Consider the following 25,535-nt stretch of genomic DNA (forward strand, 5'->3'; position numbering starts at 1 on the left):
CTCTTTCCCTTTTTTCAAACAAGCAAGAATAGGAAGGTGGTTCACATGACATTACAAGTTCCAACAATATTAATTGGTTTAGGTGGAATCGGTAGTACTGTGACGCATCAAATATATGAAAAATTACCTGAAGAGCGCCGGAAAAAGGTAGCAATGCACGTATTTGATACAGATGTGAATACATTGAGTAAATTTGATCATATTCGAAAGTTTAAGACACAAACGAGTTCTAGTAAAACGCCCAGGGAGTATATTGCAGGAGATCCAACAATCCCAGAGTGGTTTCCGATGGATCCGACTATACTTGATAAACCATTAACAGAAGGAGCAGGACAGTTACGCGTCATTTCACGTTTAGCGTTACGTGCTGCGATGAAAGAAGATAAATTAACGTCCTTTTGGCAAGAAATTGAGAAAATTTTTCCGGTTACAAGTGATCAAACAGAATATGGTGTGCGTGTCATTATAGTAACATCACTAGCAGGCGGAACAGGTTCGGGGATGTTTCTGCAAATTGCATTATATTTACGTGAAATGCTTCGGAAGAAATTGCAGCATCATAACATTTTAATACGCGGTGCGTTTTTAATGCCGGATGTTTTAGTAAAGACGAGAACAGTTAGTGGGAAAGAGTTTGAAACGGTGCAAGCGAACGGCTATGCATCGTTAAAAGAATTACATGCTATTACGCTCGGTTCTACTGGAGAATTATCAAAACGCGGCGGTGTAACAATTGAATTAGAGTATCGCCCTGATCAAGTAGATGAAGATGGAAGAACGAATCATACAATTAAACAACATCATTTACCGTACAATTATTGTTTCTTATACGATTATGAAAACCTACATGGACACCATTTACACAATTTATCAGATTATATGGAACAGATGGCAAATACAATTTATTTACAGTTATTTAGCCCGATGTCCACAAGTCATTTTGCACAAGAAGACAATCAAATTCAGCAATTAGCAGAATCAAGCGGAAAAGGACGATATTGCGGGGCAGGAACGGCAAAACTCATTTATCCGTATGAGCATGTGTTAAAATATTGTGCTTTAAAATGGGCTGTGCAAGGTTTAGATGAATCGTGGCTTCATTTAGATCAACTGTTTCAAGAGAAGAAGCAAAGATATGACCAAGATGTAAAACGTGGGATGCAGCGTGAAAAGCCGGAGAGAGGTAAAAGTTATTTAGAGGACTTGGAACATCTTGCTACCCGTCCAGAGCAAGCTCATATTTTCTATAGACAAATGTACAATGAAACACGTGAAGGAGCAGAGGGTGGTAAGCTCGGAGTTGCGAAATCAAAACTGTTTTTAGAAGCTGTAGAAAGTTATGTACAACGAACGGTGCAAAGAGATGAGGAATTAAATCGTTTGCAACATGAGTGTAAAATTTCAGCTGCGAAACTGAAAATGATGGAACAAATGAAAGGTGAAGTGGCAAGAGTGGATCATGCGGTTCGTTTATATGCGTATGCGATTCCGAGCCGTGTACATGAACATGTAACGACACTTTTATATGACATGATTGAATCAGACCGCTTTTCACCAAGTGGTTCTGAAGGGCAGTCCTATCAATTAAATACATGGTTTTTAAAGAAAACAGATCCAGTTCACCCAGTAGCAGCACGTTTTATGTTATATGAAATTCGAAAGCAGTTAGTGGAAAAAATGAATCGACTACATGAAAATAATGAACAAAAGCGTAATGTAATTCAAAACTACGATAAAAAATTTAATGTGGGTAATATCGATGGAACGGTAACGGCTGTACGCCGAGTAGAAATTGCTCAACAACAAGGCTGGTTTGGAAAAATGATTAATAATCAGCAACGTTTATTCAAAAGAGAATTTGAAGACATCATAACGCAATATGTACACAAATTAAATGAATATCGAAAAGAAATGCTATTAGAACTTGTATATCAATCGCTATATCAAGCAGTTAATAAAATGATTCAATATTGGGAAAGATTTTTTGATAATTTACATGAAACACGTGAAAATTTACTGTTTGAAATCCAAAAGCGCAGTAAGGAATTTGAAGGGAAAACAAACCCGACGAATGTATATGTATTAGCTGAGGAACAGCTGCAAGAAAAGATATGGCAAGATATGCAGCAACATTTAAATTTAGGTGTACTACCGAAAGATATATCAGCGGAAATTTATATGAGTTTGTACGGGGAATATTGTCGTGATGCGAAAACAGAAGAGATTCAGTCGAAAAAGGTAGAGGATTTCTATCGCGAACATATACTGAGCTATTGTTATGACGAACTGCAAGTACGCTATCGTGATAAATTAGAATTGAATATTATTGAAGCGTTGCGAAAAGAAGCAGATTATAAGAAACGTGATCGCGATGAATACGTGCGTGAAAAAATTGAAGACCTGTTCCATTTAGCAAGTCCGTTCATTCCGAAAGTTGCTCATCATAGGGAATTACAATATTGGGGTATACATCCTTCTTTAAAGAAAGAGCTGCAAGAGGAATTGATTCAAGAAATGTTTAAAGAAAAAGATACAGTACACGAAGCCTTTTCACCATTTGAAGTGATCTGTTATCGAGCACATTATGGCTTATCGCTGCAAGATTTTCCTAAATTATCATCAGGACATATTTCAAACGGATTTATGAATGATAAAGGTGACTATTTCCAATCGTATTATCGCCGTGTAAACAAATTAAATAGTAAAAAATCTAGTTTAACGCCGCATTTAGATAAGTATTGGCACTTACCAGCCTTTATGCCAGATTTGAATGCGACTCAAACAAAATTAGATTATGATAAATGTAATCGTGCATTACTATACGCATATATGTATCGCTGGATTAGTTTAGTTGCTGTTGATGGACAGTTTGTGTATCAATATAACGGTGTGGGACGTAGCTTTTTAATTCAGTCGATGGGAAAAAATATTTCAAGCGAAAGTTATAAATTACACAGAGCATTGCTTCATAATCCGTTTATTTATGAAAACATTTTGTCACGATTTGAAGAAGAGCAAGAAAAGGCGATGATACAAGGTGGACATTTATATACACATCCGTTCGTATTAGGAGCCCAAGATGTAAGATGGCTTAGAAAAGAACATGTCCACAATCTTTTAGACATGATTTTAATGTATGACCGTGAAGCGAAGTATGATCCGACATTAGAAGAAACATCAGATGAATTATTAAGACTATTCCTTGATGAAATCGAGTTGTATTTCCAGAACTATTACGGCACAGGTGCTGATATGGTTGCAAAGAAAGAGAAAGAAATGTTTATTAAACAATTGTGGGATCGCTCGCATGCGAAAGGATATGTAGATCCAAATAGCGCTCCGTATAAAAAATGGCAAAATTTATTAAGTATTCAAGATGAAGAAGAAACGCCAAAAACGAATGTATAGTGAATGAAAAGGGAATCCTTAAAAGTGGCAATACAACTTTAGAAAAGAGGGATTCTGATGCCGTTTTTAGGAAGTGTATATCAAATATTTGGGTTATATCCGGAACTTTATTATGGGATGATTTCAGCAGAGTTGCAAGAGGAAGCTCAGAAGGAGCATCTTGAAAATAGTAGTGCAGAAGCTGAAGTGGAAGAATAAAAAAAGTGCAGATGAAAATCTGCACTTTTTTGTTAGTATTAAAATGGTGAAATAACCTCAAATGAATTATTATTTTTGAATAATAATTCATTTGAGGTTATTATGATTTTCATTACATTGTATGTAATGAAAATTGTATGAAAATCAATGTAATAAAATGCATATGAATATTAAGGTGGAAAACAACAATGTTTTTGAGAAAATAATTATGTATAAAAATAACATTTGATACATAATCAGCCGATTATTTTTGAGTGATTTATTATTGACAATATAATTAATTGTATGATAAATTCAATCAGCATTCTTAATGGTTTTTTGGTATGGTTAATATTTTGAAAATTCAATACGGTATAAAGAGATTGATTTTTCTGTTTTTATTGAGACGGGTTACTAAGTCTATAGGGGAAGTGAACTATGTATATTTTTATTTTTAAAATAGAACAGTAATAAAGAATGTAACAAGTAAGAGATAAACTTGAAAAAGAGGTTTCAAAGAATGAGTCTTTTCATAAAGAAAGCAATGGATGAAGAAAAGAAAAAAGTATTGAATCAAACTTTAGGAGCGATTGATTTAACTCTTTTAGGTATTGGAGCAATTATTGGTACAGGTATTTTCGTATTAACTGGTATTGTAGCAGCGAAACATGCTGGTCCGGCGATTGTATTATCTTTTGTATTAGCGGCAATTATATGTGCATGTGTAGCTTTCTGTTATGCTGAATTTGCATCTACAGTTCCAGTTTCGGGAAGTGTATATTCATATACATATATGACACTAGGTGAGATTTTTGCATTTATAGTTGGCTGGTGTGTTATGCTGGAGTATTTATTAGCGACTTCTGCGGTTGCAGCAGGCTGGTCAGCATATTTTCAGTCATTGCTACTAGGTTTTAATATTCACATTCCTACGGTTTTTGCTTCGGCACCAGGAATGGGGAAGGGTGGAATCATTGATTTACCAGCAGTTCTTATTATTTTAGTTGTTACATTTTTATTAAGCCGTGGTGCAAAAGAAAGTGCACGAATTAATAATATAATGGTTATTATTAAACTGGCTGTTATTGTAGGATTTATTGTGGTAGGGACACAATATGTAAGACCAGAGAATTGGCAACCATTTCTACCGTTTGGTTTTCACGGTGTGGTAGGGGGCGCTGCTACTGTATTTTTTGCTTTTTTAGGATTTGATGCAGTTGCAACAGCCGCAGAGGAAGTGAAGCGTCCACAACGTAACGTGCCAATTGGGCTACTTGTTTCCTTGTTCATTTGTACAGTTCTATATGTAGGTGTTTCATTCGTGCTAACTGGAATGGTTCCGTTTACGGAATTAAATGTTGCTGATCCGGTTGCATATGCGTTGCGCACTGTAGGAGAAGATAGAATTGCTGGGTTGTTATCGGTGGGAGCGATAGCAGGGCTAACAACAGTTCTGTTAGTAGCTATGTTTGCATTTGTTCGTGTATCTTACTCGATGAGTCGAGATGGACTGTTACCAAAAAGACTTTCAAGTGTCCATAAACGTTTACAAACTCCATTTTTTAATACGTGGGTTACAGGTATACTAGCAGCTTTATTAGCGGGATTAGTGGATTTGAATTTATTAGCTAATTTAGTGAATATGGGAACGATAACAGCATTTGTGTTTGTATCTATAGCTGTCATTGTATTAAGAAAGACACATCCTAATATGAAGAGGCCATTCCGTGCCCCTCTAGTACCTTTTTTACCTATCGTTTCAATAGTAAGTTGTATATATTTGGCATTGAACCTTTCTAAGCTTACTTTAATTAGTTTTGTGGCATGGATTATAATAGGGGTTTTCATATATTTTGTATATGCTAAAAAACATAGTAATGTTAGAAATAGAAATAAAGTATAGTCCATTGAAATAATACTTGTAATGGAAATGAAAACACGCTACTTATTCATATAAGAACAAGTAGCGTGTTTTTTCTATTTAATAATCCCATTTTCTAAAATTTTAATAGTTGGTGCCACTTTCACATTAGCTTTTGAAAAGGCACTCGGCCAATCATCTTCGACTTGTTTCCATTCTTTATATTGAAACGCTCTCGCATAATCACCAAATCCGAATGGATCAAGTTGCTGTTTTTGAATGTTGTGGATTAAATCGTTCAAATCTTTGTTTAGTTGTTTTGTAATAAGAGAAGTTAATTTCTTTCTATCTTTGTCTATATCCATATTGAATGTAAGTTCAGAGACAGCAATTTTCAAATCCATTTTAACATGAAATTTGAAGTGGTTATCGCTATAATCTGTATGGATATCACGATCCATGCTAAGAACATTTATTGTTACGAAATCGCCGCCATCGGTATCTTTTAAATCACTATTACTTTCAACTGAAGTAGAAGGGATTTTCAAAGTAAGCGAAACCGGTGTATTCGCTTTCTTTTGTAACAAAAGAAGAAGGGCGCTTTCATAACGATTTAATGACATTTTATAAATTCCGCGAGAAGTTAATAGCGCGGAACCGGTAACGATAACATCCTTTTTACCTTTTTTTATTTCTGAAATAGCAGGTGTTATACCTTTATTAAACGTTTGCCTGTGAAATTCATGGAATGTCGTAAAAACGGTCCGATTGTACAGTTTGTTCGTATTAATTAAATCTGTTAAATACTCGGGAAGGGCAGGCTTATCTTTAAAGTTATTATATATAACTGAAGAAATTGGACCGTCTACTGCAACCATGCGCATGTTTCCAGTGTTTTTAGGATCACGATACCAAACATCAAGGTAAGGCATAGCCCCTTCTTGTTTTAAAAAATTTGTGCTAAATAAAATGAGCTGTAACTTTTCTGTAGATACTAAACCGCCACTTGAACTATTAAACGTTGCTTTTGCTTCTCGAGGTGTACGTACTTTCGCTTCATGTGTTTCGTACTTTTTTTCTACGTCTTCATTAAAAATAGGATTTACGTGGTACACAATTAATTTTCCTTTTGCTTTTGCGTCAAAGCCGTAAATTAATGAAATTGATTGTTTTTCTAAGTCGAGTCGATCTCCACAGCCTGTTAAAAAGGTTATGAGAAAGTAAAGTATAGTGAAATGAATAAAGCGCCTCATTTAAACTCTTCTCCTTTTCCAATGCTGATAAAGTGTCATGTATAAGAGAAATACGACTGGGAATAGAAAAACGATAAAATAACTTGCAGTTCCCCAAAATTCTCGCAACGCACTTATTTGATAAGAGGAAGGGATATAAAAGAACAGAATGAAAGTACAACCGAATAATAAAAACCAAATAGGTAATGAACTCCCTTTTTTGTTAAGTAATTGATTGATTCCATCTGAAGCAGTAAAAATATAAGGAATGCAAGAATCAAAAATGATAAAGAGATAAAATGACAAAAAGATAATTTCAAATCGTTCCAGAAAAGAAAAGTGAAATGGTGTAACGAGAGAAAGGGTAGGCCATAAAAACTTAGTTATACCATCTGGGCTAAAATAAAGGAAAGAAACGAACGTCACTTGCAGGTAAACGAATAAAGTAATCATATTTGCAATAACAATCCCTTTTTTTGCAGATGATTTATTACTGAGATAAGGATAAAGGACGAATGCAAACTCAAATCCGAGAAAGGCAATAATAGTTGATTTTACTGTGTTGAAAACTGGTATCCATCCTTCTTTAAGGAGAGGAAGAAGATAGATCCAATGCCCATCTTTAAGTGGGATAAATAATAGTAATGGCATCCAGAGTGTAAATAAGACAGTAAAAACAGCATAGCGGCTAATAATAAGAACACCTTTACATGCGAGCATTACCATTGGAATAGATAATAGCATCATGATTAAAAACATTGGAGATCTAGGCAAAATCCAAATGTTAATAACGTATAAGAGGGAAAAAATTAAAGAAACCGCTGCAAGAACAGCATATAAAATCCAAAAAATCATTCCTACTCTTCCTAACCATTTTCCAAGATAACGAGTTAGCACATCAAGTAAATGGTAACCAGGATGCTTCTCCATGATTTTTACAATACATAGACTGACTAAAGTAGTGATAGCGCATCCTATAATAATAGACATCCAGCCATCTGTATTCGCCCCTTGGGCCACTTCACGTGGCAGTGTAAGTACACCGAATCCTACTTGAACACCACTAATCGTTAAAATGTATTGAAATAAACTAATCTCCCTCTTTACACGCTTTGTCACTTATCTTCCTCCTTTTCTTCTATATCCGGTTGTCGATTTTCTTGTTTTAAGTTAAGGGATAGTGGTCGTTTCTTCATTAGTTTCCATGGCAAACGCACAAGAACGTCTTTTAAATCCGTAGCAAATGATGGAGAAAAAGGACTACCGTAAGGAACACCAAGTGAGTCCATAGAAAGAATATGGATGATGATAACTGACATTCCAACCATAATTCCAATGACTCCGAATAAAGAAGCGATTATCATCATTGGAAAGCGAAGAATCCGAACTCCTGCTGACATTTCCAGATTGGGAATGATAAAAGAAGCGACTGCGGTAATAGATACGACGATAACCATAACATTACTTACGATTCCTGCTTGAACTGCAGCTTGTCCAATGACAATCCCTCCTACGACGCCAATTGTTTGTCCGACGGGACCGGGAAGTCGAACTGCAGCTTCGCGTAGCATTTCAAGTACTAATTCCATCAAAAGTGCTTCTAATATAGGCGGAAAAGGAATTTTGGCTCGAGATTCTCCAATTGTTAACAATAATTTAAGTGGAATTACTTCATAATGAAAGGAAATCATAGCAATATAAAGAGCAGGAGCAAATATTGCAATAAATAGTCCAGTGAAACGAAGGAGTCGTATAAAAGATGGAATCATAGGTCTGAAGCTGTAATCATCTATCGTCTGGAAAAAGGATGAAAAGGTCATAGGTCCTATTAATACGCCTGGTGAGCGATCTACAATAACGGCAATTCGCCCATCTAGAATATGATGTGCTGTTGTGTCAGGGCGTTCAGTTATTGATAATTGCGGAAAGAGAGTAAAGGAATTATCTTCAACAAACCCCTCTAATTCACCAGTAGTAAGAATCGCATCAACTTTTACTGACTCGATACGGGATGCCATTTCTTTTACGACATTTTCGTTCGCAACATCTGCTAGATAAAGCAAAAAAACCTTTGAAGTAGCTCGTTCACCAACAGTGAATTCCTTCACTTTCAATTCGCGATTTGGAATATATCGACGAATAAGTGCAAGGCTATCGCTCGCTACTTCATTAAATCCTTCGTGTGAGCTTTTTATGGAGCTTTCTGTTGTAGGTTCTTCAATACTCCTTTTTGGTGCCGCTTGCGTATCAAGCTCTAAAGCGGATAGTTGCCCGTTTATAAATAAAATACTTTTGCCGTGTAAAAGAGATTGTTCAATGTCTGTCCACTGTTGAACTTTTTTTATATTTCCGATAGAAACAGAAGCTTCCCAAAAATCGTCTTCATTCCACTCTTTAAATAAGAGAGGACGAAGAATGTTTACGTTAATAACAGTTTTGTCTACAAGTCCTTCCATATATATAAGTGCAGCTTCCTGTCCGTTTTTTAATGGAAAAGTGCGTGTTATTAATTCTGGAATACCGCTAAACAGTTTGGACAAGTGCTTTAAATTAAGGGAAAGGGAAGAAGAGATAGATTTATTTAATGCGTAATCAGCTTGCTCTTGGGTAGAAAAAGATTTTTCACCACGCATCCATTTATTAAAAGACCCCATTTGTTCGCTTACTCCTTGTTATGTTTTATATGGGTTATTATGGATAGTTACAAGCTGACATATGCGTAGTTTAAATTTTATATTGTATATTTTTAACTTTAACGCTATAATTATAGTGTTAAAGATGGAATCGTGATATGACCTGTTATGACTCTATCGTTTTATTTATGAATAAATGGATTGGTATTTTAGCAAGATGTGCTAATAAACTACTCCACCATGATAATAACGTGCCGAAATATGGTGCGTATATTTTCGTGGTGGAGTTTTTTTATTCTCAAAAAGGGGGAAAGACCATGAATAACAACATGGTTCATATTACAATTGACGGAAAAAAGTATACAGCGGAGCCCGGTTCAACGATATTGGGTGTTATTAATGAGAACGGGATTGAACATCCGCAAATTTGTTATGTGCCAGAAGTAGATCCTATTCAAACATGTGACACTTGTATTGTAGAAGTTGACGGAAAGTTAATGCGTTCTTGTTCGACGATAGCAACGGAAGGTATGAGCATTGAACGTGCTTCTGTTCGCGCAAAAGAAGCACAAACAGAGGCGATGGATCGGTTACTAGAAAATCATTTATTATACTGTACAGTATGTGACAACAACAATGGGAACTGTAAACTGCATAATACAGCAGAATTAATGGAAATTGAACATCAAAAATATCCGTATGAACCGAAAGTAGATGTAAGTGAAGTTGATATGACGCATCCGTTTTATCGCTATGATCCTAATCAATGTATTGCATGCGGTCAATGCGTTGAGGTGTGTCAAAACTTACAAGTAAATGAAACGTTATCGATAGACTGGGAAGCGGAACGCCCACGAGTTATTTGGGATGAAGGAGTAAATATTAATGATTCTTCATGCGTTAGCTGTGGTCAATGTGTAACGATTTGTCCTTGTAACGCTTTAATGGAGAAAACGATGCTCGGTGAAGCTGGATTTATGACGGGATTGAAACCAGATATTCTTGAACCGATGGTAGATTTAATTAAAGAAGTTGAGCCTGGATATAGCGGTATTTTTGCAGTATCAGAAGTGGAAGCGGCCATGCGTGATACTCGTACGAAGAAAACGAAAACAGTATGTACATTTTGTGGTGTAGGTTGTTCGTTTGAAGTGTGGACGAAGGGGCGTAAAATCCTTAAAGTACAGCCATCTTCAGATGCACCAGTTAACGCAATTTCCACTTGTGTAAAAGGGAAATTTGGTTGGGATTTCGTAAATTCTAAAGAACGAATAACAAAACCTTTAATTCGTAAAAATGGAACGTTTGTTGAATCTACATGGGAAGAAGCACTGAATGTAGTTGCAAATAAATTAGGTACTATTAAAGAAGAGTACGGTAAAGGTTCTATCGGATTTATTTCTTCCTCTAAAATTACAAATGAAGATAATTATGTAATTCAAAAATTAGCTCGACAAGTATTTGGAACGAATAATATTGATAACTGCTCACGTTATTGCCAATCACCAGCAACGGATGGTTTGTTCCGTACAATTGGTATGGGCGGTGATGCAGGAACGATTAAAGATATTGCGCAATCTGGTCTTGTTATTATTGTAGGATGTAATCCGACAGAAGGTCATCCTGTTCTAGCTACACGTATTAAACGTGCACATAAATTACACGGACAAAAGTTAATTGTAGCTGATCTTCGTAAAACAGAAATGGCAGAGCGATCAGATGTCTTTATTAGTCCAAAACAAGGAACAGATCAAGTTTGGTTAATGGCTGTTACAAAATATATGATTGATCAAGGTTGGCATGATCAGGAATTTATTAATGAGAATGTAAACTTCTTTGAAGATTTCAAAGAAAGTCTAGAAGAATATACACTTGCATATGCAGAAGAAGTAACAGGTATTTCAAAAGAAACACTTATTCAAATGGCTGAAATGATTCGTGATGCAGATGGTACATGTATCCTTTGGGGTATGGGGGTAACGCAAAATACAGGTGGTTCTGATACTTCCGCTGCAATTTCAAACTTACTTCTTGCAACAGGGAACTATCGTCGTCCAGGAGCAGGTGCATACCCACTTCGAGGTCACAATAACGTACAAGGTGCTTGTGATATGGGTACTTTACCAGGATGGCTTCCAGGATATCAGCACGTTACTAACGAAATGGAACGTGCGAAATTTGAAACTGCTTACGGAGTGAAAATTGATAGTGAACCAGGTCTTAATAATATTGAAATGCTTCATGCAATTGACGAAGGAAAAATGAAAGCAATGTATCTTGTCGGAGAAGATATGGCTCTTGTAGATTCTAATGCAAATCATGTACATGAAGTGTTGTCGAGCCTTGATTTCTTCGTTGTGCAAGATGTTTTCCTTTCTAAAACTGCTCAATATGCAGATGTTGTATTACCAGCAGCGCCATCTCTTGAGAAAGAAGGTACTTTCACAAATACAGAGCGCCGTGTCCAAAGATTATATCAAGTTCTTCCTACGCTAGGAGATGCGAAACCAGACTGGTGGATCGTCCAGGAGGTTGCGAATAAACTAGGGGCAAACTGGAATTATAGCCACCCAAGTGAAATCTTTGCTGAAATGGCAAGTTTATCACCATTATTCTCGCAAGCGAACTATGAAGTTCTTGAAGGATGGAACAGTTTCCATTGGGGAAGTTTTGATGGAACAAATACACCACTTCTGTTCCAAGATGGATTTAACTTCCCAGATAAAAAAGCTCGTTTTGCGATTGCTGACTGGGTACGTCCAGCTGAATTTCCAGCCGAGTTTGACCTTCACATTAACAACGGTCGTATGCTTGAGCATTTCCATGAAGGGAATATGACAAATAAATCAACAGGTATTCAAACGAAAGTACCTGGTGTTTTCGTTGAAATCTCTCCAGACCTTGCAAAAGAACGTGGCGTAAAAACAGGTTCGTTAGTTCGTCTTGTCTCTCCTTTTGGAGCATTAAAATTACGTGCACTCGTTACGGATCGTGTAAAAGCGAATGAGTTATATTTACCGATGAACTCTACAGATAACGAAACGGCAATTAATTTCTTAACAGGCCCCGCTGTGGACGTACGTACGAATACACCTGCGTATAAACAAACGAAAGTACGTATGGAAGTGTTAGAAGTTGATGGCGAAAATCCGATGCCAAAAGCGAACCCACGCAATAAAAAACGTCACCCTCAAGCTGGAATTGAGGTACATCGTAAGTGGGCACGTCCAGGGTATGTGCATTTAACGGATAAGTAGGAGGAGAAAACTATGGCTGCACCTATAAAAATGATTCAAAAACAAGAATTAACTGAGGAAGAAATAAAACAGCAAAAATTAGATGATTTAAAGGAGCTTTTAACTAATAATGAAGAAGCTCTAAATCAGATGTTTAATATAGTAGGGGAATTAAATGACATTGGAATGCTAGAAGCTGCAAATTCTATGCTGAAAGCGAAAGAACCAATTGCAAAGATCGTTCTAGGTCAAGTAACTCGTGAGCCTGTTACAAATTTAATTAATAATATGATGGGTGCTGCAGGGGCGTTAACTGAACTTGACCCAGAACTTACGAAAAAGCTTATAGGTAGTTTATTAGTCGGGCTAGAAGAAGGTAATGAACATCTAGAAAGTAATAAAAAAGTAGGGGTATTCGATCTTATGAAAGTATTGAAAGACCCAGATATTAACCGTGCTATCGGGTTTGGGCTTCATTTCTTAAAAGGTATGGGGAAAGGGTTAAAAGACGAATAAACTTCATGAAGTGAACCTTTCCGCCTAAATATTTGTACGAAATAGTTTGGGCGGAAGGCTCATTTTGGTAAAATATATAATAAAGTAAAATGAGGCTTTTGGGAGGTATAATTGTATGTCAAAAAAAGTACATGAATTTAATGATATGATACGAAAACTTCGAAAAGAACTTTTCGGAAAAGGACCAGAACGAATTCATACTGTTTTTGCAGAAAATATGGCTATAGCGACTCTTTATGGAAACTTAACACCTACTGAAAAATTTATTTCAAGTACGATGGACGGTGCGGAAATGGTCCATATGGCTAGAACGAAAATGATTCAAGAGGTGTATGCTGCGAATTCCCGTGAACATTTGGAGGAACTTGTTGGAGCAAAATTAGTGAATTTGTTTTCAGATATGAAAGTAGAAGAAGATATTGCAGTTTCGGTATTTGTTTTCGATAAAAATATAACGTGAGAGAAGGATACTGATCGTGAAACCGATACAGGTAGAAAGAGAAATCTTTCGTTATGAACAAGGGGCGTTTAAGCATATAGAGGACAGCATTGTAACAGAGTTTCCTGTCACCATTAAAATGAACGGACAGGAGTTTGTTACAATGGTTAGTACTCCAGAATATATAGAAGATATGGTAATAGGATTCTTAGCGTCTGAAGGAGTCATTCGAAAGTATGAAGATATTGATAGTGTATGGGTGCAGGAGAAAGAAGGATTTGTACATGTAACAACGACAAAAGTAAATCCGTATTATGAACAAATGCAAAATAAACGATATATTACGTCTTGTTGCGGTATGAGTAGGCAAGGGTTTGTTTTTGCCAATGATGCACTAAGTGCAAAAAAAATGCAGGGTGTCCATGTACAGGTTGCGGCAGAGGATTGTTTTCGGTTAATGAAAGAAATGCAGCAATCTGCGGATACGTTTCATCATACTGGTGGGGTTCATAATGCAGCTTTATGTGATGTGAATGGTATTATTTTAAGCCGAATGGATATTGGTAGGCATAATGCACTAGACAAAATTTACGGTTATTGTTTAAGAAACGATATTTCTATAAAAGATAAAATCATTGTTTTTAGTGGTCGTATTTCTTCGGAAATATTATTGAAAGTTGCAAAAATCGGTTGTGAAATTATACTATCAAAATCAGCTCCAACTGAGTTAGCTTTGCAACTAGCGGAATATTTAGGTATTACGACAATAGGATTTATTCGTAATCACTCCTTAAATGTGTATACCCATCCAGAACGTGTTTTAAATATAAAATAAAAGTGAGGCAATGAAGATGAAATCAGTTACATTAGACAAGTTGCAACGTCCGTTAAAGGATTTACGTATTTCAGTTACTGATCGCTGTAATTTTCGCTGTCGATATTGTATGCCAGAAGAAATATTTGGTCCTGATTACTCGTTTTTGTCTAATGATAAAATTTTATCTTTTGATGAAATTGAAAGGATAACACGTATTTTCGTTTCTTTAGGTGTGAGAAAATTACGGATTACAGGCGGAGAACCGTTACTTCGAAGAGGGCTTCCAAAGCTTATTGAGCGCCTTAATAAAATTGATGGTGTAGAAGATATCGGTTTAACAACCAATGGATCGTTACTTAAAAAGTTTGCTCCTGATTTATATAAGGCGGGTTTATCACGTGTGACAGTTAGTTTAGATTCCTTAGAAGAAGAGCGGTTTTTCTATTTAAATGGTAATAGGAGCAAAGTGCAAAGGGTTCTGGAAGGAATACAGGCTGCAGCTGAAGTTGGAATGAAAATTAAAATAAACATGGTCGTTCAAAAGGGAAAAAACGAACAGGACATTTTGCAGATGGCGCAATACTTTAAGGAAAATAAGCATATTCTTCGTTTTATTGAGTATATGGACGTTGGAAATTATAATGGTTGGGATTTAAAAGAAGTCATTTCTAAACAAGAAATAGTAGATACGATTCATCAAGTTATGCCGTTAGAACGGATAGAAGCAAATTATTCTGGTGAAGTGGCTACTAGGTATCGTTATATAGGAAGTGATGAGGAAATAGGTATTATTTCATCAGTAACAGATTCTTTTTGCTCATCATGTACGAGAGCTCGTATTTCTGCAGAAGGAAAATTATATACTTGCTTATTTGCTTCTAAAGGAAATGATTTAAGAGAATTGCTTCGTTCTGAACATACAGATGAGGACATTACAGATGTAGTACGCGATATATGGAATAATAGGGAAGATCGTTATTCAGATGAACGCTTAAATCATACAAATAAGAAAACAATACCTAAAATTGAAATGTCACATATCGGTGGTTAATATATATAGCTAGCTTCATAGTGAAAAAATGGAAAATTTACAAGAGTTGTGGATTTTCTATTTTATAGTAAAAGTGATGATTGATATCTCTGTAAAAGATGTGCAGAGAAATTAAGCAGCATTCAAAAACCTTTATTTTGAGGAGGTTTTTTGAAGCTGCTTTTTTATTTGGAGAAAATGGAGGAATGGGTAATGGCATTTCATAAGCCGGAACAAATTGCTGAGCTTGTCATTGAGGCCGGTGTTCAAAAAGTAAGACAGACATTGCCAGCGATGCTTATTCTCGGTTTTTTAGGAGGAGCGTTTATTGCGATAGGTTTTTTACTTAACATTCGAGTTTTAGGGAATTTACCTGAGCGCTGGGGAAGTCTAGTGAATGTTTTAGGAGGAGCAGTATTTCCTGTTGGACTCATGCTCGTAGTATTAGCAGGAGGAGAATTAATTACGGGAAATATGATGTCACTGTCTATGGCGCTTTATGCAAAGAAAATTACATTGATAAGTGTACTGAATAACTGGGTTTGGATTACTCTCATGAATTTTATTGGGGCAATTTTCGTTGCGTATTGCTTTGGACATCTTGGCGGATTAACAGAGGGAGAGTATTTAAATAAAACGGTAGCGATAGCGGAAGGGAAGTTACATGAATCATTTGGGAGAACTTTAATTTTAGCAATTGGTTGTAATTGGCTCGTCTGTCTTGCTCTTTGGCTCGCTTACGGGACGAGTGATTTTGTCGGAAAAATCATCGGAATTTGGATTCCAATTATGGCATTTGTAGTGATTGGATTTCAGCAAGTAGTAGCAAATATGTTTGTCATTTCCGCTGTTATTTTTGCTGGTCATCTAACGTGGATGGATTTGGCTAAAAATTTTGTTCCTGTTTTTATCGGAAATGTAATTGGAGGAGCTGGGTTTGTTGGTTTTGCTTACTTTGCTTGTTATCAGAAACAACATTCTAATATGAAATAGAGTTCTTGAGAGGAAGGGTATGTAATGGCTGATCGGTATTCACGACAACAGTTGTTCAAACCAATTGGGAGTAAAGGACAAGAAAAAATTCGAAATAAACATGTGTTAATTGTAGGGGCAGGCGCATTAGGAAGTGCAAGTGCCGAAAGTTTCGTACGTGCAGGTGTTGGCAAGTTGACGATTATTGATCGTGACTACGTTGAATGGAGTAATTTACAAAGGCAACAATTGTACTCTGAACAAAATGCGAGAGAGAAAATGCCGAAAGCAATTGCTGCAAAAAATCGGTTAGAACAAATTAATTCGGAAGTACAAATACATGCTTTCGTAATGGATGCAACTTCAGAAAATATGGAAGGTCTATTAAAAAATGTAGATGTAATCATTGATGCAACAGATAATTTTGATATTCGATTTGTAATAAATGATTTATCACAAAAACATAATATTCCTTGGGTATATGGTTCTTGCGTTGGATCGTATGGTATGAGTTATACAATTATTCCGCAAGAGACACCGTGTTTACATTGTATGCTGAAAAATATTCCTGTTACAGGTGTGACATGTGATACCGCTGGAATTATTAGCCCGACTGTTCAAATCGTCGCAGCATATCAAGTGGCAGAAGCACTCAAAATTTTAGTGAAAGATTTCTCAGCAATTAGAAAAACATTTTTCATGTTTGATATATGGAGTAATCAAAATCATTTTATAAAATTAGGGAAAATAAAAACAGACGCTTGTCTCTCATGCGGTTTGAATCGAACTTATCCTTATTTATCATACGAAAATCAAACGAAAGCAGCTGTTTTATGCGGAAGAAATACAGTTCAAATTAGAACAGTAGACAATAGGAAATACAATTTTGATGATATAGAAAAAGTATTACAAAAACTGGGGAAAGTAGATCGGAATCCGTATTTACTATCTTGCCAATTCGATGATTACCGCGTGGTTGTTTTTCGAGATGGTCGTGTTTTTATTCATGGTACAAATGATATTTCGAAAGCGAAACAACTATATTATCGCGTATTCGGTTAATAGAGAGGGTGTCAACAATGGAAAGAAGAGTGCCAATTACGGTTGAAGAAGCTGTTCGTAAAGTGATGGGATTTGCTGATAAAGGCTTAAAGGAGCTATTACCAATTGAATTAGCTTATGGACGTATATTAGCAGAGGATTTAGTAGCTGACCATGATGTACCGTCATTTAATCGTTCACCATATGACGGATTTGCTATTCGAGCAGAAGATACTAATTTAGCAAGTTATGAAACGCCAATTGTATTTGAAGTAGTGGGTGAAATTGGTGCAGGATCGCTATTCCATGAGAAAGTAGCTCCGTTTCAAGCAGTTCGAATTATGACGGGAGCACAAATTCCGAATGGGTGTGATGCGGTTGTTATGTTAGAGCTGACTCGTCAATATGAGAAGAATGGCAACAATTATATGGAAGTGAAGCGATCATTCAAAAAGGGCGACAATATTTCTTTTCAAGGTGAAGATGCTCGTAAAGGAACGGTTCTTGCAAAGAAAGGATCGTACATTAATCCAGGTATTTCAGCTCTTCTTGCTACATTCGGTTATAGTGAAGTACCAGTTGCGAGAAAGCCTGTAATTGGACTGTTAGCGACTGGGAGTGAATTACTGGATGTCAATGATTCATTACAGCCAGGGAAAATCCGAAACAGTAATACGTACATGATATTGGCTCAAATTCGAAGAGCGGGCGGAAGAGTAAAATATTTTGGGAAGTTTAGTGATGATTTTAATACGTGTTTTACAGCTGTGAAAGAAGCGCTTGGCCAAGTAGATATGTTAATTACAACGGGCGGTGTATCAGTAGGAGATTATGATTATTTACCAGCTATTTACGAAAAGTTAGGTGCATCTGTTCTTTTTAATAAAGTTGCAATGCGACCAGGAAGTGTTACGACTGTAGCACAATTAAATGGCAAGTTATTATTTGGTTTATCAGGAAATCCATCAGCTTGTTATGTAGGGTTTGAATTATTCGTAAGACCGTGTATTCGGACGTATATGTTTAGTGAAAAAGTACATTTAAAAAGAGAAAAAACGTTATTAGGAGAAGATTTTCTAAAACCGAATCCATTTACAAGATTTGTACGAGCAAAATTGCAATATGATGAGGGGAAATTAATCGCTTATCCATCAGGGTTTGATAAATCTAGCTCAGTTTCTTCATTGGCAGAATCCAACGCGTTTATCGTATTGCCGGGCGGGACAAGAGGATATAAAAAAGATATGTTTGTCGATGTTCTTTTATTAGAAGATAACGAAGGTAGTGAATGGCCTTGGACATTTCATAAAGTGAGAGGTGGTTTTAATGGAACAAGTGCTATTTGAGATTGTAGATAATCCGATTTTAGTTGAAGAAGTAACGAATAAAGTCGCAAGAAGAGAAGCAGGTGCGATTACAACATTTATTGGTACGGTGAGAGAATTAACAAAAGGAAAACGAACGCTACATTTAGAGTATGAAGCATATAAACCGATGGCAGTAAAACAACTTATGAGAATTGGAGAAGAAATTTGTGAAAGATGGCCGGATACAAAAGTAGCAATTACGCACCGTGTAGGGCGGCTAGAAATAATGGATATTGCGGTAGTCATTGCAGTGTCATCACCGCATCGTAAAGTAGCTTATGAAGCGAATGAGTACGCGATTGAACGTATAAAACGAATTGTTCCAATTTGGAAAAAAGAATTTTGGGAAGATGGAACGATGTGGATTGGAGATCAACTTGAAAATACACCATATCCAGAAGGAAAACCAAAGAAGGAAGAATGAGAAAATGATTATAATTTTATTGTTTGCAAATTTGCGTGAGGAAGTTGAATCGGATCGATTAGTGATTTCAGAAAAGCAAGAAATGACAGTGCAACAATTAAAAGAATGGCTCAAAGCCAGCTATTGTTTACAATCGTTGGAGAAAGTGATGGTCGCTGTTAACGAAGAGTTTGTAATGAATGAAGAGATGATAAAAGCTGGAGATATAGTCGCATTAATCCCGCCTGTTAGCGGTGGATGATAAGCTTTTTCACCAGATGAAGCGCCAAGAAAATGTTGTATATAAATTAGAATAAGAGAAGGGATGAGTTCTATGCTTACTCAAGAACAAATAATGAATGCATTAAAACATGTAGAGGATCCAGAGTTACACAAAAGTGTTGTAGAATTAAATATGGTTAGAAATATACAAATGAACGGAACAGAGGTTAAACTTGAAGTAGTACTAACAATCCAAGGTTGTCCGTTAAAAGCAAAAATTCAACAAGATATTGAAGAATCACTTCACGCAATTGGTGCCTCTAAAGTGGAGGTAACATTTGGTTCTATGACACAAGAAGAACGTACAGCTTTAACAGAGAAATTAAAGAAAAATACTAGAACAGAAACTGGTATGCCGAGCATGCTTCGCCCGGATTCAGGAGTACGTTTTATTACTGTAACGAGCGGAAAAGGCGGAGTTGGAAAGTCAACGGTGACAATTAATCTTGCAACTGCACTAGCGCGTATGGGCAAAAAAGTGGGGATATTAGATGCAGATATATATGGTTTTAGTATTCCAGCTATGATGGAAACGAATAAGAAACCAACGATGATTGATCAAACGGCAATTCCAGTCATTAGTCACGGTGTTAAAATCATGTCGATGGGATTTTTTACAGAAGGAAATAACCCAGTTATGTGGCGCGGACCGATGCTAAATAAATGGATTCAAAGTTTTCTTACGAATACGCACTGGGGAGAATTAGATTATTTATTACTTGATTTACCACCAGGTACAGGAGATGTTGCGATCGATGTTGCGGCGATGATTCCGCAAGCGAAAGAAATAATTGTTACAACTCCGCACAATGTAGCTTCATTCGTTGCTTCAAGAGTCGGTGTAATGGCAAAACATACGAAGCATGAGATTTTAGGTATTGTGGAAAATATGGCTTATTATGAAGAACAAGATGGATCGAAAAATTATCTCTTCGGAAAAGGCGGCGGCGAAATGCTTGCAGAACAATTGCAAACAGAAGTAATTGCCCAAATACCTTTTGCGAAACGTGAAGAAAATAATGGTTCATCTGTATATGATGAAGATTCTCTTGTTGGAGAAGTGTTTACATCGTTAGCTGAGGATATTATTTATAGAGGATAGAGGGGGAAGTTTAGTATGGCATGTAACATTGATCATTCTATTGAAGATGTGATGAATAAGCTTGAAAGTCAAAAGAATTTTTTATCAGAAGAGATTTTTAAAGGGTTAAAAAATTTTTTACAAGGTAATCATTCACAAGAAATATTAAATGATGTATTTCATCTTTTAAAAAAGTATGACTTAGTAAGTGAAGAAGAAAGAGAGACGAGAAATAATCAATTATTGTTGATTATAAAATAAGTATACTTTGGCTTTTGTTTTGTAACAGGAGGGGTAAATGGAATGGATATGAAAAAGATGATTGAAATGATAGAAGCAACAAAAGTGACTAAAGAAGAATTATCAATTTCTACTTTACATCAAGAGCTTGTGAAGTTATATAGTCAAAAAAATGTTGCTCATTATACCGAGTTATTAAAGTATATTTTATCATTATCCGTGCAGCTCAACCTACATCTTGTATTGAAATATTTTGGCGTGCGACCGGTTGTTGCGACAGATGAGCGTATGCAATTTCAAGAGATATTTAAATGCTTAGCTAAGAAAGATGAGAATGGGGAATGGTTTCTAAATTTTGTTTCTTTATATGTAGGGCTAATTGTAGTTCTTCGTTTTGATGAGAAAGTGATTGAGAGCAATTTTTTTGATGATATGGTAGTGGATGAATGTAATGAAATATAGGATTCTGCTCATAACATTTTTCTATATTAAATGCTTTAACTGCGATTTTAGTTGGTTATGTAAATATGAAGGTAACTAATTAAGAAAAAGGAATGAAACTAGTTGGATAAAAAGAGTTCTTCAGTTGTTTCCGTCGTTTTTTCGTGTTACCATTAAGCGAATTTTTCATAAGGAGAGAAAGCGATGAAATGGATTTATTTTCTTATTATTAACATTATAGCTTTTAGCCTTATGGGGCTTGATAAACGAAAAGCGAAGAAGAAACAGTGGAGAACGCCAGAAAGTACGTTGTTTTTATCAGCGGCAGCTGGGGGAGCAGTTGGAGCTTGGATTGGCATGTATATGTTTCATCATAAAACTCATAAAAAGAAATTTGTTTTCGGCATACCGTTACTTGTTGTAATAACGGTATGTTTATTATTCGTTGTATGAGAAATGTCGAAAGAAATGCAGATTGATTATTGGTAAAGTGAGCATGTGAGACCGTATAATGGAGAAAAAATGAGAAGAGGAGAAAAAGGAAGATGGGGAGTCAATCAGCAGAGCAAAAAAAAGGGATACTATATGCGGCTGGTGCTTATACGATGTGGGGAATACTACCAATCTATTGGAAATGGGTTGAGGAAGTTCCAGCAGATGAAATATTAGCACACCGCATCGTTTGGGCGTTTGTTTTTATGTTACTCGTATTAGGTGTTACGAAGAGGTTTCGCCAGTTTATTGGGGAATTTGTGAATCTTTTTAAACGACCTAAATTATTAATGTCATTAACAATAGCTTCAGTCTTGATTAGTGGAAACTGGTTTGTTTACATATGGGCCGTTAATCATAATCATGTTATTGAAGCGAGTCTTGGCTATTATATTAATCCGCTTATTAGTATTTTACTTGGTACAGTCGTTTTAAAGGAAAAGTTAAACTTCTGGCAATATGTTGCAGTTGGTTTAGCTGGAGTGGGGGTTATCATTTTAACAGTACGTTTCGGGGCTATCCCGTGGGTTTCTTTATCACTTGCCCTTTCATTTGGATTATACGGATTAACGAAAAAATTGTTAAACTATGATGCGACAATTGGACTTACGATGGAAACGATGTTAGTAACGCCGTTTGCGATTATTTATCTAGTAATGACAGGAGTACATGGTTTCGGCTCATTTGGCTCTATCTCAATGTTATCGACATTACTATTAATAGGAGCGGGTATTGTTACAGCTCTACCACTTTTTTATTTTGCAAAAGGAGCCCAACTTATTCCGCTTTATATGGTAGGTTTTTTACAATATATTGCACCAACAATTAGCTTAATTTTAGGTGTATTCGTATTTGGTGAACATTTCACATCTACTCATATGATTGCATTTTTCTGTATATGGGTTGCATTATTTGTATTCTCGGTAGCGAAGACTAAGTTTTTAGTGCAGAAACAACCGAAATTTATAAAAAATAAATCAGCAAAAGTATCATAATGCGTAGTATTTTCTACGCATTTTTCTTTATACTGATACTATATAGGATTTCCATTATAGCTAGTAAGGAGCTGAGAACATGGAAACAATTTTACATAATGATCCGCTTATGGCAGCTGTAATTTCATGGTTTTTAGCACAATTAACGAAAGTAGTCTTTAAATTAGTTAAAACAGGTGAATTTGATTTTGCAAAGTTTTTTGCTTCAGGTGGGATGCCAAGTTCTCATGCTTCAACAGTTACAGCGCTTGCTACAGGAGTTGGAGTAGTGGAAGGTGTGGAAAGCTCGATGTTTGCGGTTGCTACTATTTTTGCCATTATTGTTATGTATGATGCTTCAGGAGTAAGGCTTGCAGTAAGTAAACAAGCAAAAATATTGAATGACTTTTTTCACGGTAGAGAAACAGAATATAAGAAGTTAAATGAACTTGTTGGGCATACACCGTATGAGGTAGTAGTCGGTGCTTTATTAGGAATTATTGTCGGAGTAGGGTATTGTTTATGAGCAGAACATTTTATATGTTCTGCTTTTCTTTGTTTTTATACATATTCAGCTACCTTTTTGAATATCGTTATACGGATTTCGAAAGGGTGGGTGAGTAACTTGTTATTATATGAAAAAGTGCATGAAGAAATAGCGAGAAGAACAACTGCACTTCAAACAATGCAACGGCAAGATGGTACGTGGCGGTTTTGTTTTGAAGGAGCTCCATTAACAGATTGCCATATGATTTTTTTATTAAAATTATTAGGTAGAGATAAAGAGATAGAACCGTTTGTGAAAAGATTAGCATCACTTCAAACAAATGAAGGAACATGGAAATTGTATGAAGATGAGGTGGGAGGTAATTTATCAGCTACCATTCAATCTTATGCCGCCTTACTTGTATCGGAAAAATATACAAAAGAAGATGCGAATATGAAGCGAGCGGAAATGTTTATAAATGAGCGCGGTGGGGTAGCACGTGCTCATTTTATGACGAAGTTTTTATTAGCGATTCATGGAGAATATGAATATCCTTCTCTTTTTCATTTGCCAACACCAATTATGTTTCTGCAGAATGATTCCCCTCTCAGTATATTTGAATTGAGTAGCTCAGCACGTATTCATTTAATTCCAATGATGTTGTGTTTAAATAAAAGGTTTCGAGTAGGGAAAAAGTTATTGCCAAATTTAAATCACATTGCAGGCGGGGGCGGAGAATGGTTTCGAGAGGATCGGTCTCCAGTTTTTCAAACGTTAGTAAGTGACGTGAAGAAAATTATAACGTATCCACTTTCTTTGCATCATAAAGGATATGAGGAAGTAGAACGTTTTATGAAAGAGCGTATTGATGAAAATGGAACATTATATAGCTACGCAACTGCCTCGTTTTATATGATTTATGCTTTACTTGCATTAGGACATTCTATTCAATCACCAATTATTGAGAAGGCTATAATGGGAATTACATCTTATATATGGAAGATGGAGAGAGGGAGCCATTTGCAAAACTCTCCATCAACTATATGGGATACAGCTTTACTCAGTTATGCTTTGCAAGAAGCTCAAGTTCCGAAAGCAAGTAAAGTGATTCACAATGCATCAGCATATTTACTAAGAAAACAGCAAACGAAGAAAGTAGATTGGAGTGTACATGCACCGGATCTCTTCCCGGGTGGTTGGGGCTTTTCGGATGTGAATACGACGATTCCAGATATTGATGATACAACTGCTGTGTTAAGAGCATTGGCGCGAAGTAGAGGGAACGAAAATGTAGATAATGCTTGGAAGCGAGCGGTTAATTGGGTTAAAGGATTGCAAAATAATGATGGTGGTTGGGGGGCTTTTGAAAAAGGGGTAACGAGCCGTATATTAGCAAATTTACCAATCGAAAATGCAAGTGATATGATTACAGACCCTTCTACACCAGATATTACAGGAAGAGTGTTAGAATTTTTCGGAACGTATACGCAAAATGAATTGCCCGAGAAACAAAAACAAAGTGCGATAAATTGGTTAATGAATATACAAGAGGAAAATGGATCGTGGTATGGGAAATGGGGAATTTGTTATATATATGGTACGTGGGCAGTGTTGACTGGTTTACGGTCACTAGGAATACCATCTAGCGATCCATCATTGAAACGAGCAGCTTTATGGCTTGAACATATACAGCATGAAGATGGTGGCTGGGGAGAATCTTGCCAAAGTAGTGTAGAAAAAAGATTTGTTACTTTGCCATTTAGTACACCATCCCAAACAGCATGGGCGTTAGATGCCCTCATTTCTTACTATGATAAAGAAACGTCAGTTATTCGAAAAGGTATTTCATATTTGCTCTCCAACCCTTATATAAATGAAAAATATCCTACTGGAACAGGTTTACCAGGTGGGTTTTATATTCGTTATCATAGTTATGCTCATATATATCCGTTGCTTACTTTGGCTCATTATGCAAAAAAATATAGAAAATAAACCGAGAGATGTCTCTCGGTTTATTTTGTTGGGTAGTAGGTCCCTTTTGAAAAGAATAAGGTTGTGATGTACCTTATTTTTCGGTTGGTTGGCGCTTTTGACGTGCATCAGCGGCATTTGCACGTGCGTTTGCTTCTAAGTCATTGTGGTCAGCGAGTTCGCGAGAGAACTCAACATCAATGCCATCCGTTGCTTTGCTTTGTTTGAAATTCTTTTTATTCATTCGACACAATCTCCTTGCACTTTATCCCGCATAACGGGTAGTAAAACTCCAACCTTAAAACTCAGATGGAACAAAGAAGCTAGGTGGGAGATTAACTGCCCGTAAATGCCCGATTGGTGAGGGCTGATAATCAGTGGGGGATGAACAAACTTCCCACTAATTAAAGTTTCACTTTATGCGACGTTGCAAAG

The 25,535-nt window shown here is 36.2% G+C and carries 24 protein-coding genes; 20 read left to right on the forward strand and 4 right to left on the reverse strand.

Translation table 11 applies throughout. The features are described from left to right. The first annotated feature begins 45 nt into the window (after positions 1-45). The 3 genes from D1166_RS14265 to D1166_RS14275 all read left to right on the forward strand — a co-directional run bounded on the left by D1166_RS14265 (position 46) and on the right by D1166_RS14275 (position 5,488). Positions 46-3,408: a tubulin-like doman-containing protein gene (locus tag D1166_RS14265; RefSeq protein WP_000175129.1), complete on the forward strand. Its 3,363-nt coding sequence runs from the start codon at positions 46-48 to the stop codon at positions 3,406-3,408. Positions 3,409-3,465: 57 nt separating this feature from the next. Further along, on the forward strand, positions 3,466-3,606 hold the full coding sequence (locus D1166_RS14270; RefSeq protein WP_001116193.1) for a hypothetical protein: 141 nt from the start codon (positions 3,466-3,468) through the stop codon (positions 3,604-3,606). 499 nt (positions 3,607-4,105) lie between these two features. Continuing rightward, positions 4,106-5,488 (forward strand): APC family permease, encoded by a 1,383-nt coding sequence (locus D1166_RS14275; protein ID WP_000051665.1) that lies wholly within the window; start codon positions 4,106-4,108, stop codon positions 5,486-5,488. A 74-nt stretch (positions 5,489-5,562) separates the two neighbouring features. Here the strand turns inward: D1166_RS14275 and gerSC are convergent, their stop codons facing one another. From gerSC to D1166_RS14290, 3 genes are read right to left on the reverse strand one after another with little or no spacing between them, the layout of a single operon-like run. Continuing rightward, positions 5,563-6,699 carry a spore germination protein GerSC gene (gerSC, locus tag D1166_RS14280; RefSeq protein ID WP_001252211.1) on the reverse strand — a complete coding sequence of 379 codons (1,137 nt, stop codon included), beginning with the start codon at positions 6,697-6,699 and terminating at the stop codon, positions 5,563-5,565. Further along, positions 6,700-7,797, reverse strand: coding sequence for an endospore germination permease (locus D1166_RS14285; RefSeq protein WP_000167070.1), 1,098 nt, complete (start codon positions 7,795-7,797; stop codon positions 6,700-6,702). After that, positions 7,794-9,332, reverse strand: a complete 1,539-nt coding sequence (locus tag D1166_RS14290) for a spore germination protein (RefSeq protein ID WP_000534528.1) — start codon at positions 9,330-9,332, stop codon at positions 7,794-7,796. Before D1166_RS14290 ends, D1166_RS14285 begins: the two co-directional genes overlap by 4 nt. A 296-nt stretch (positions 9,333-9,628) precedes the next feature. On the opposite strand from D1166_RS14290, the gene fdhF reads away from it, so the two are divergent. The 17 genes from fdhF (at position 9,629) to D1166_RS14375 (ending at position 25,121) form a co-directional block, all read left to right on the forward strand. Further along, positions 9,629-12,568, forward strand: a complete 2,940-nt coding sequence (gene fdhF, locus D1166_RS14295; protein WP_001063642.1) for a formate dehydrogenase subunit alpha — start codon at positions 9,629-9,631, stop codon at positions 12,566-12,568. 12 nt (positions 12,569-12,580) lie between these two features. Next, positions 12,581-13,063 (forward strand): helical membrane plugin domain-containing protein, encoded by a 483-nt coding sequence (locus tag D1166_RS14300; RefSeq protein WP_000729897.1) that lies wholly within the window; start codon positions 12,581-12,583, stop codon positions 13,061-13,063. A 115-nt stretch (positions 13,064-13,178) separates the two neighbouring features. Then, positions 13,179-13,523 (forward strand): Na-translocating system protein MpsC family protein, encoded by a 345-nt coding sequence (locus tag D1166_RS14305; RefSeq protein WP_000039582.1) that lies wholly within the window; start codon positions 13,179-13,181, stop codon positions 13,521-13,523. A 16-nt stretch (positions 13,524-13,539) separates the two neighbouring features. Then, on the forward strand, positions 13,540-14,337 hold the full coding sequence (fdhD, locus tag D1166_RS14310) for a formate dehydrogenase accessory sulfurtransferase FdhD (RefSeq protein ID WP_000802691.1): 798 nt from the start codon (positions 13,540-13,542) through the stop codon (positions 14,335-14,337). Between the two features lie 16 nt (positions 14,338-14,353). Further along, the gene (gene moaA, locus D1166_RS14315; RefSeq protein ID WP_000844120.1) at positions 14,354-15,370 is read left to right on the forward strand and encodes a GTP 3',8-cyclase MoaA; all 1,017 of its coding nucleotides are present in this window, start codon (positions 14,354-14,356) and stop codon (positions 15,368-15,370) included. Positions 15,371-15,562: 192 nt separating this feature from the next. After that, positions 15,563-16,342 carry a formate channel gene (locus tag D1166_RS14320; RefSeq protein WP_000863998.1) on the forward strand — a complete coding sequence of 260 codons (780 nt, stop codon included), beginning with the start codon at positions 15,563-15,565 and terminating at the stop codon, positions 16,340-16,342. Between the two features lie 24 nt (positions 16,343-16,366). Further along, complete coding sequence (locus tag D1166_RS14325) at positions 16,367-17,383, forward strand: molybdopterin-synthase adenylyltransferase MoeB (RefSeq protein WP_000785271.1); 1,017 nt, start codon at positions 16,367-16,369, stop codon at positions 17,381-17,383. Positions 17,384-17,400: 17 nt separating this feature from the next. Further along, positions 17,401-18,708, forward strand: coding sequence for a molybdopterin molybdotransferase MoeA (locus D1166_RS14330; RefSeq protein ID WP_000442195.1), 1,308 nt, complete (start codon positions 17,401-17,403; stop codon positions 18,706-18,708). Further along, entirely contained in the window at positions 18,689-19,153 is a 465-nt protein-coding gene (gene moaE, locus D1166_RS14335) for a molybdopterin synthase catalytic subunit MoaE (RefSeq protein WP_000438664.1), read from the forward strand. The genes D1166_RS14330 and moaE overlap by 20 nt, the downstream gene beginning before the upstream one ends. A gap of 4 nt (positions 19,154-19,157) precedes the next feature. Next, a complete protein-coding gene (moaD, locus tag D1166_RS14340; protein WP_000583942.1) occupies positions 19,158-19,394 on the forward strand; it encodes a molybdopterin converting factor subunit 1 in 237 nt (78 codons plus the stop codon). Positions 19,395-19,466: 72 nt separating this feature from the next. Then, positions 19,467-20,516, forward strand: a complete 1,050-nt coding sequence (locus D1166_RS14345; RefSeq protein ID WP_000957511.1) for a P-loop NTPase — start codon at positions 19,467-19,469, stop codon at positions 20,514-20,516. 15 nt (positions 20,517-20,531) lie between these two features. Next, the gene (locus tag D1166_RS14350) at positions 20,532-20,756 is read left to right on the forward strand and encodes a hypothetical protein (protein ID WP_000752377.1); all 225 of its coding nucleotides are present in this window, start codon (positions 20,532-20,534) and stop codon (positions 20,754-20,756) included. Positions 20,757-20,798: 42 nt separating this feature from the next. Next, a complete protein-coding gene (locus D1166_RS14355) occupies positions 20,799-21,197 on the forward strand; it encodes a hypothetical protein (RefSeq protein ID WP_000367289.1) in 399 nt (132 codons plus the stop codon). Positions 21,198-21,380: 183 nt separating this feature from the next. After that, positions 21,381-21,629 carry a DUF1294 domain-containing protein gene (locus D1166_RS14360; RefSeq protein ID WP_000871346.1) on the forward strand — a complete coding sequence of 83 codons (249 nt, stop codon included), beginning with the start codon at positions 21,381-21,383 and terminating at the stop codon, positions 21,627-21,629. 92 nt (positions 21,630-21,721) lie between these two features. After that, positions 21,722-22,663, forward strand: a complete 942-nt coding sequence (rarD, locus tag D1166_RS14365) for an EamA family transporter RarD (RefSeq protein WP_000535537.1) — start codon at positions 21,722-21,724, stop codon at positions 22,661-22,663. 79 nt (positions 22,664-22,742) lie between these two features. After that, entirely contained in the window at positions 22,743-23,168 is a 426-nt protein-coding gene (locus D1166_RS14370; protein WP_000447820.1) for a divergent PAP2 family protein, read from the forward strand. 99 nt (positions 23,169-23,267) lie between these two features. Further along, positions 23,268-25,121 carry a terpene cyclase/mutase family protein gene (locus D1166_RS14375; RefSeq protein WP_097855723.1) on the forward strand — a complete coding sequence of 618 codons (1,854 nt, stop codon included), beginning with the start codon at positions 23,268-23,270 and terminating at the stop codon, positions 25,119-25,121. Between the two features lie 73 nt (positions 25,122-25,194). On the opposite strand, the gene D1166_RS14380 is transcribed toward D1166_RS14375, so the two are convergent. Continuing rightward, entirely contained in the window at positions 25,195-25,344 is a 150-nt protein-coding gene (locus D1166_RS14380) for a YfhD family protein (RefSeq protein ID WP_001035813.1), read from the reverse strand. Between the last annotated feature and the right edge of the window lie 191 nt (positions 25,345-25,535).

The organism is Bacillus sp. ISO11 (genome assembly GCF_003458115.1).
Classification (GTDB): Bacteria; Bacillota; Bacilli; order Bacillales; family Bacillaceae_G; genus Bacillus_A; species Bacillus_A cereus.

Bases quoted from the DNA above. Each gene is read 5' to 3' on its own strand.
- moaA (WP_000844120.1), top strand. From the start codon at position 14,354: ATGAAATCAGTTACATTAGACAAGTTGCAACGTCCGTTAAAGGATTTA.
- D1166_RS14275 (WP_000051665.1), top strand. From the start codon at position 4,106: ATGAGTCTTTTCATAAAGAAAGCAATGGATGAAGAAAAGAAAAAAGTA.
- D1166_RS14325 (WP_000785271.1), top strand. From the start codon at position 16,367: ATGGCTGATCGGTATTCACGACAACAGTTGTTCAAACCAATTGGGAGT.
- D1166_RS14265 (WP_000175129.1), top strand. From the start codon at position 46: ATGACATTACAAGTTCCAACAATATTAATTGGTTTAGGTGGAATCGGT.
- D1166_RS14320 (WP_000863998.1), top strand. From the start codon at position 15,563: ATGGCATTTCATAAGCCGGAACAAATTGCTGAGCTTGTCATTGAGGCC.
- D1166_RS14330 (WP_000442195.1), top strand. From the start codon at position 17,401: ATGGAAAGAAGAGTGCCAATTACGGTTGAAGAAGCTGTTCGTAAAGTG.
- D1166_RS14345 (WP_000957511.1), top strand. From the start codon at position 19,467: ATGCTTACTCAAGAACAAATAATGAATGCATTAAAACATGTAGAGGAT.
- fdhF (WP_001063642.1), top strand. From the start codon at position 9,629: ATGAATAACAACATGGTTCATATTACAATTGACGGAAAAAAGTATACA.
- D1166_RS14300 (WP_000729897.1), top strand. From the start codon at position 12,581: ATGGCTGCACCTATAAAAATGATTCAAAAACAAGAATTAACTGAGGAA.
- D1166_RS14350 (WP_000752377.1), top strand. From the start codon at position 20,532: ATGGCATGTAACATTGATCATTCTATTGAAGATGTGATGAATAAGCTT.
- moaE (WP_000438664.1), top strand. From the start codon at position 18,689: ATGGAACAAGTGCTATTTGAGATTGTAGATAATCCGATTTTAGTTGAA.
- D1166_RS14380 (WP_001035813.1), bottom strand. From the start codon at position 25,344: ATGAATAAAAAGAATTTCAAACAAAGCAAAGCAACGGATGGCATTGAT.
- moaD (WP_000583942.1), top strand. From the start codon at position 19,158: ATGATTATAATTTTATTGTTTGCAAATTTGCGTGAGGAAGTTGAATCG.
- gerSC (WP_001252211.1), bottom strand. From the start codon at position 6,699: ATGAGGCGCTTTATTCATTTCACTATACTTTACTTTCTCATAACCTTT.
- D1166_RS14355 (WP_000367289.1), top strand. From the start codon at position 20,799: ATGGATATGAAAAAGATGATTGAAATGATAGAAGCAACAAAAGTGACT.
- D1166_RS14305 (WP_000039582.1), top strand. From the start codon at position 13,179: ATGTCAAAAAAAGTACATGAATTTAATGATATGATACGAAAACTTCGA.
- rarD (WP_000535537.1), top strand. From the start codon at position 21,722: ATGGGGAGTCAATCAGCAGAGCAAAAAAAAGGGATACTATATGCGGCT.
- D1166_RS14290 (WP_000534528.1), bottom strand. From the start codon at position 9,332: ATGGGGTCTTTTAATAAATGGATGCGTGGTGAAAAATCTTTTTCTACC.
- D1166_RS14270 (WP_001116193.1), top strand. From the start codon at position 3,466: ATGCCGTTTTTAGGAAGTGTATATCAAATATTTGGGTTATATCCGGAA.
- D1166_RS14370 (WP_000447820.1), top strand. From the start codon at position 22,743: ATGGAAACAATTTTACATAATGATCCGCTTATGGCAGCTGTAATTTCA.
- D1166_RS14360 (WP_000871346.1), top strand. From the start codon at position 21,381: ATGAAATGGATTTATTTTCTTATTATTAACATTATAGCTTTTAGCCTT.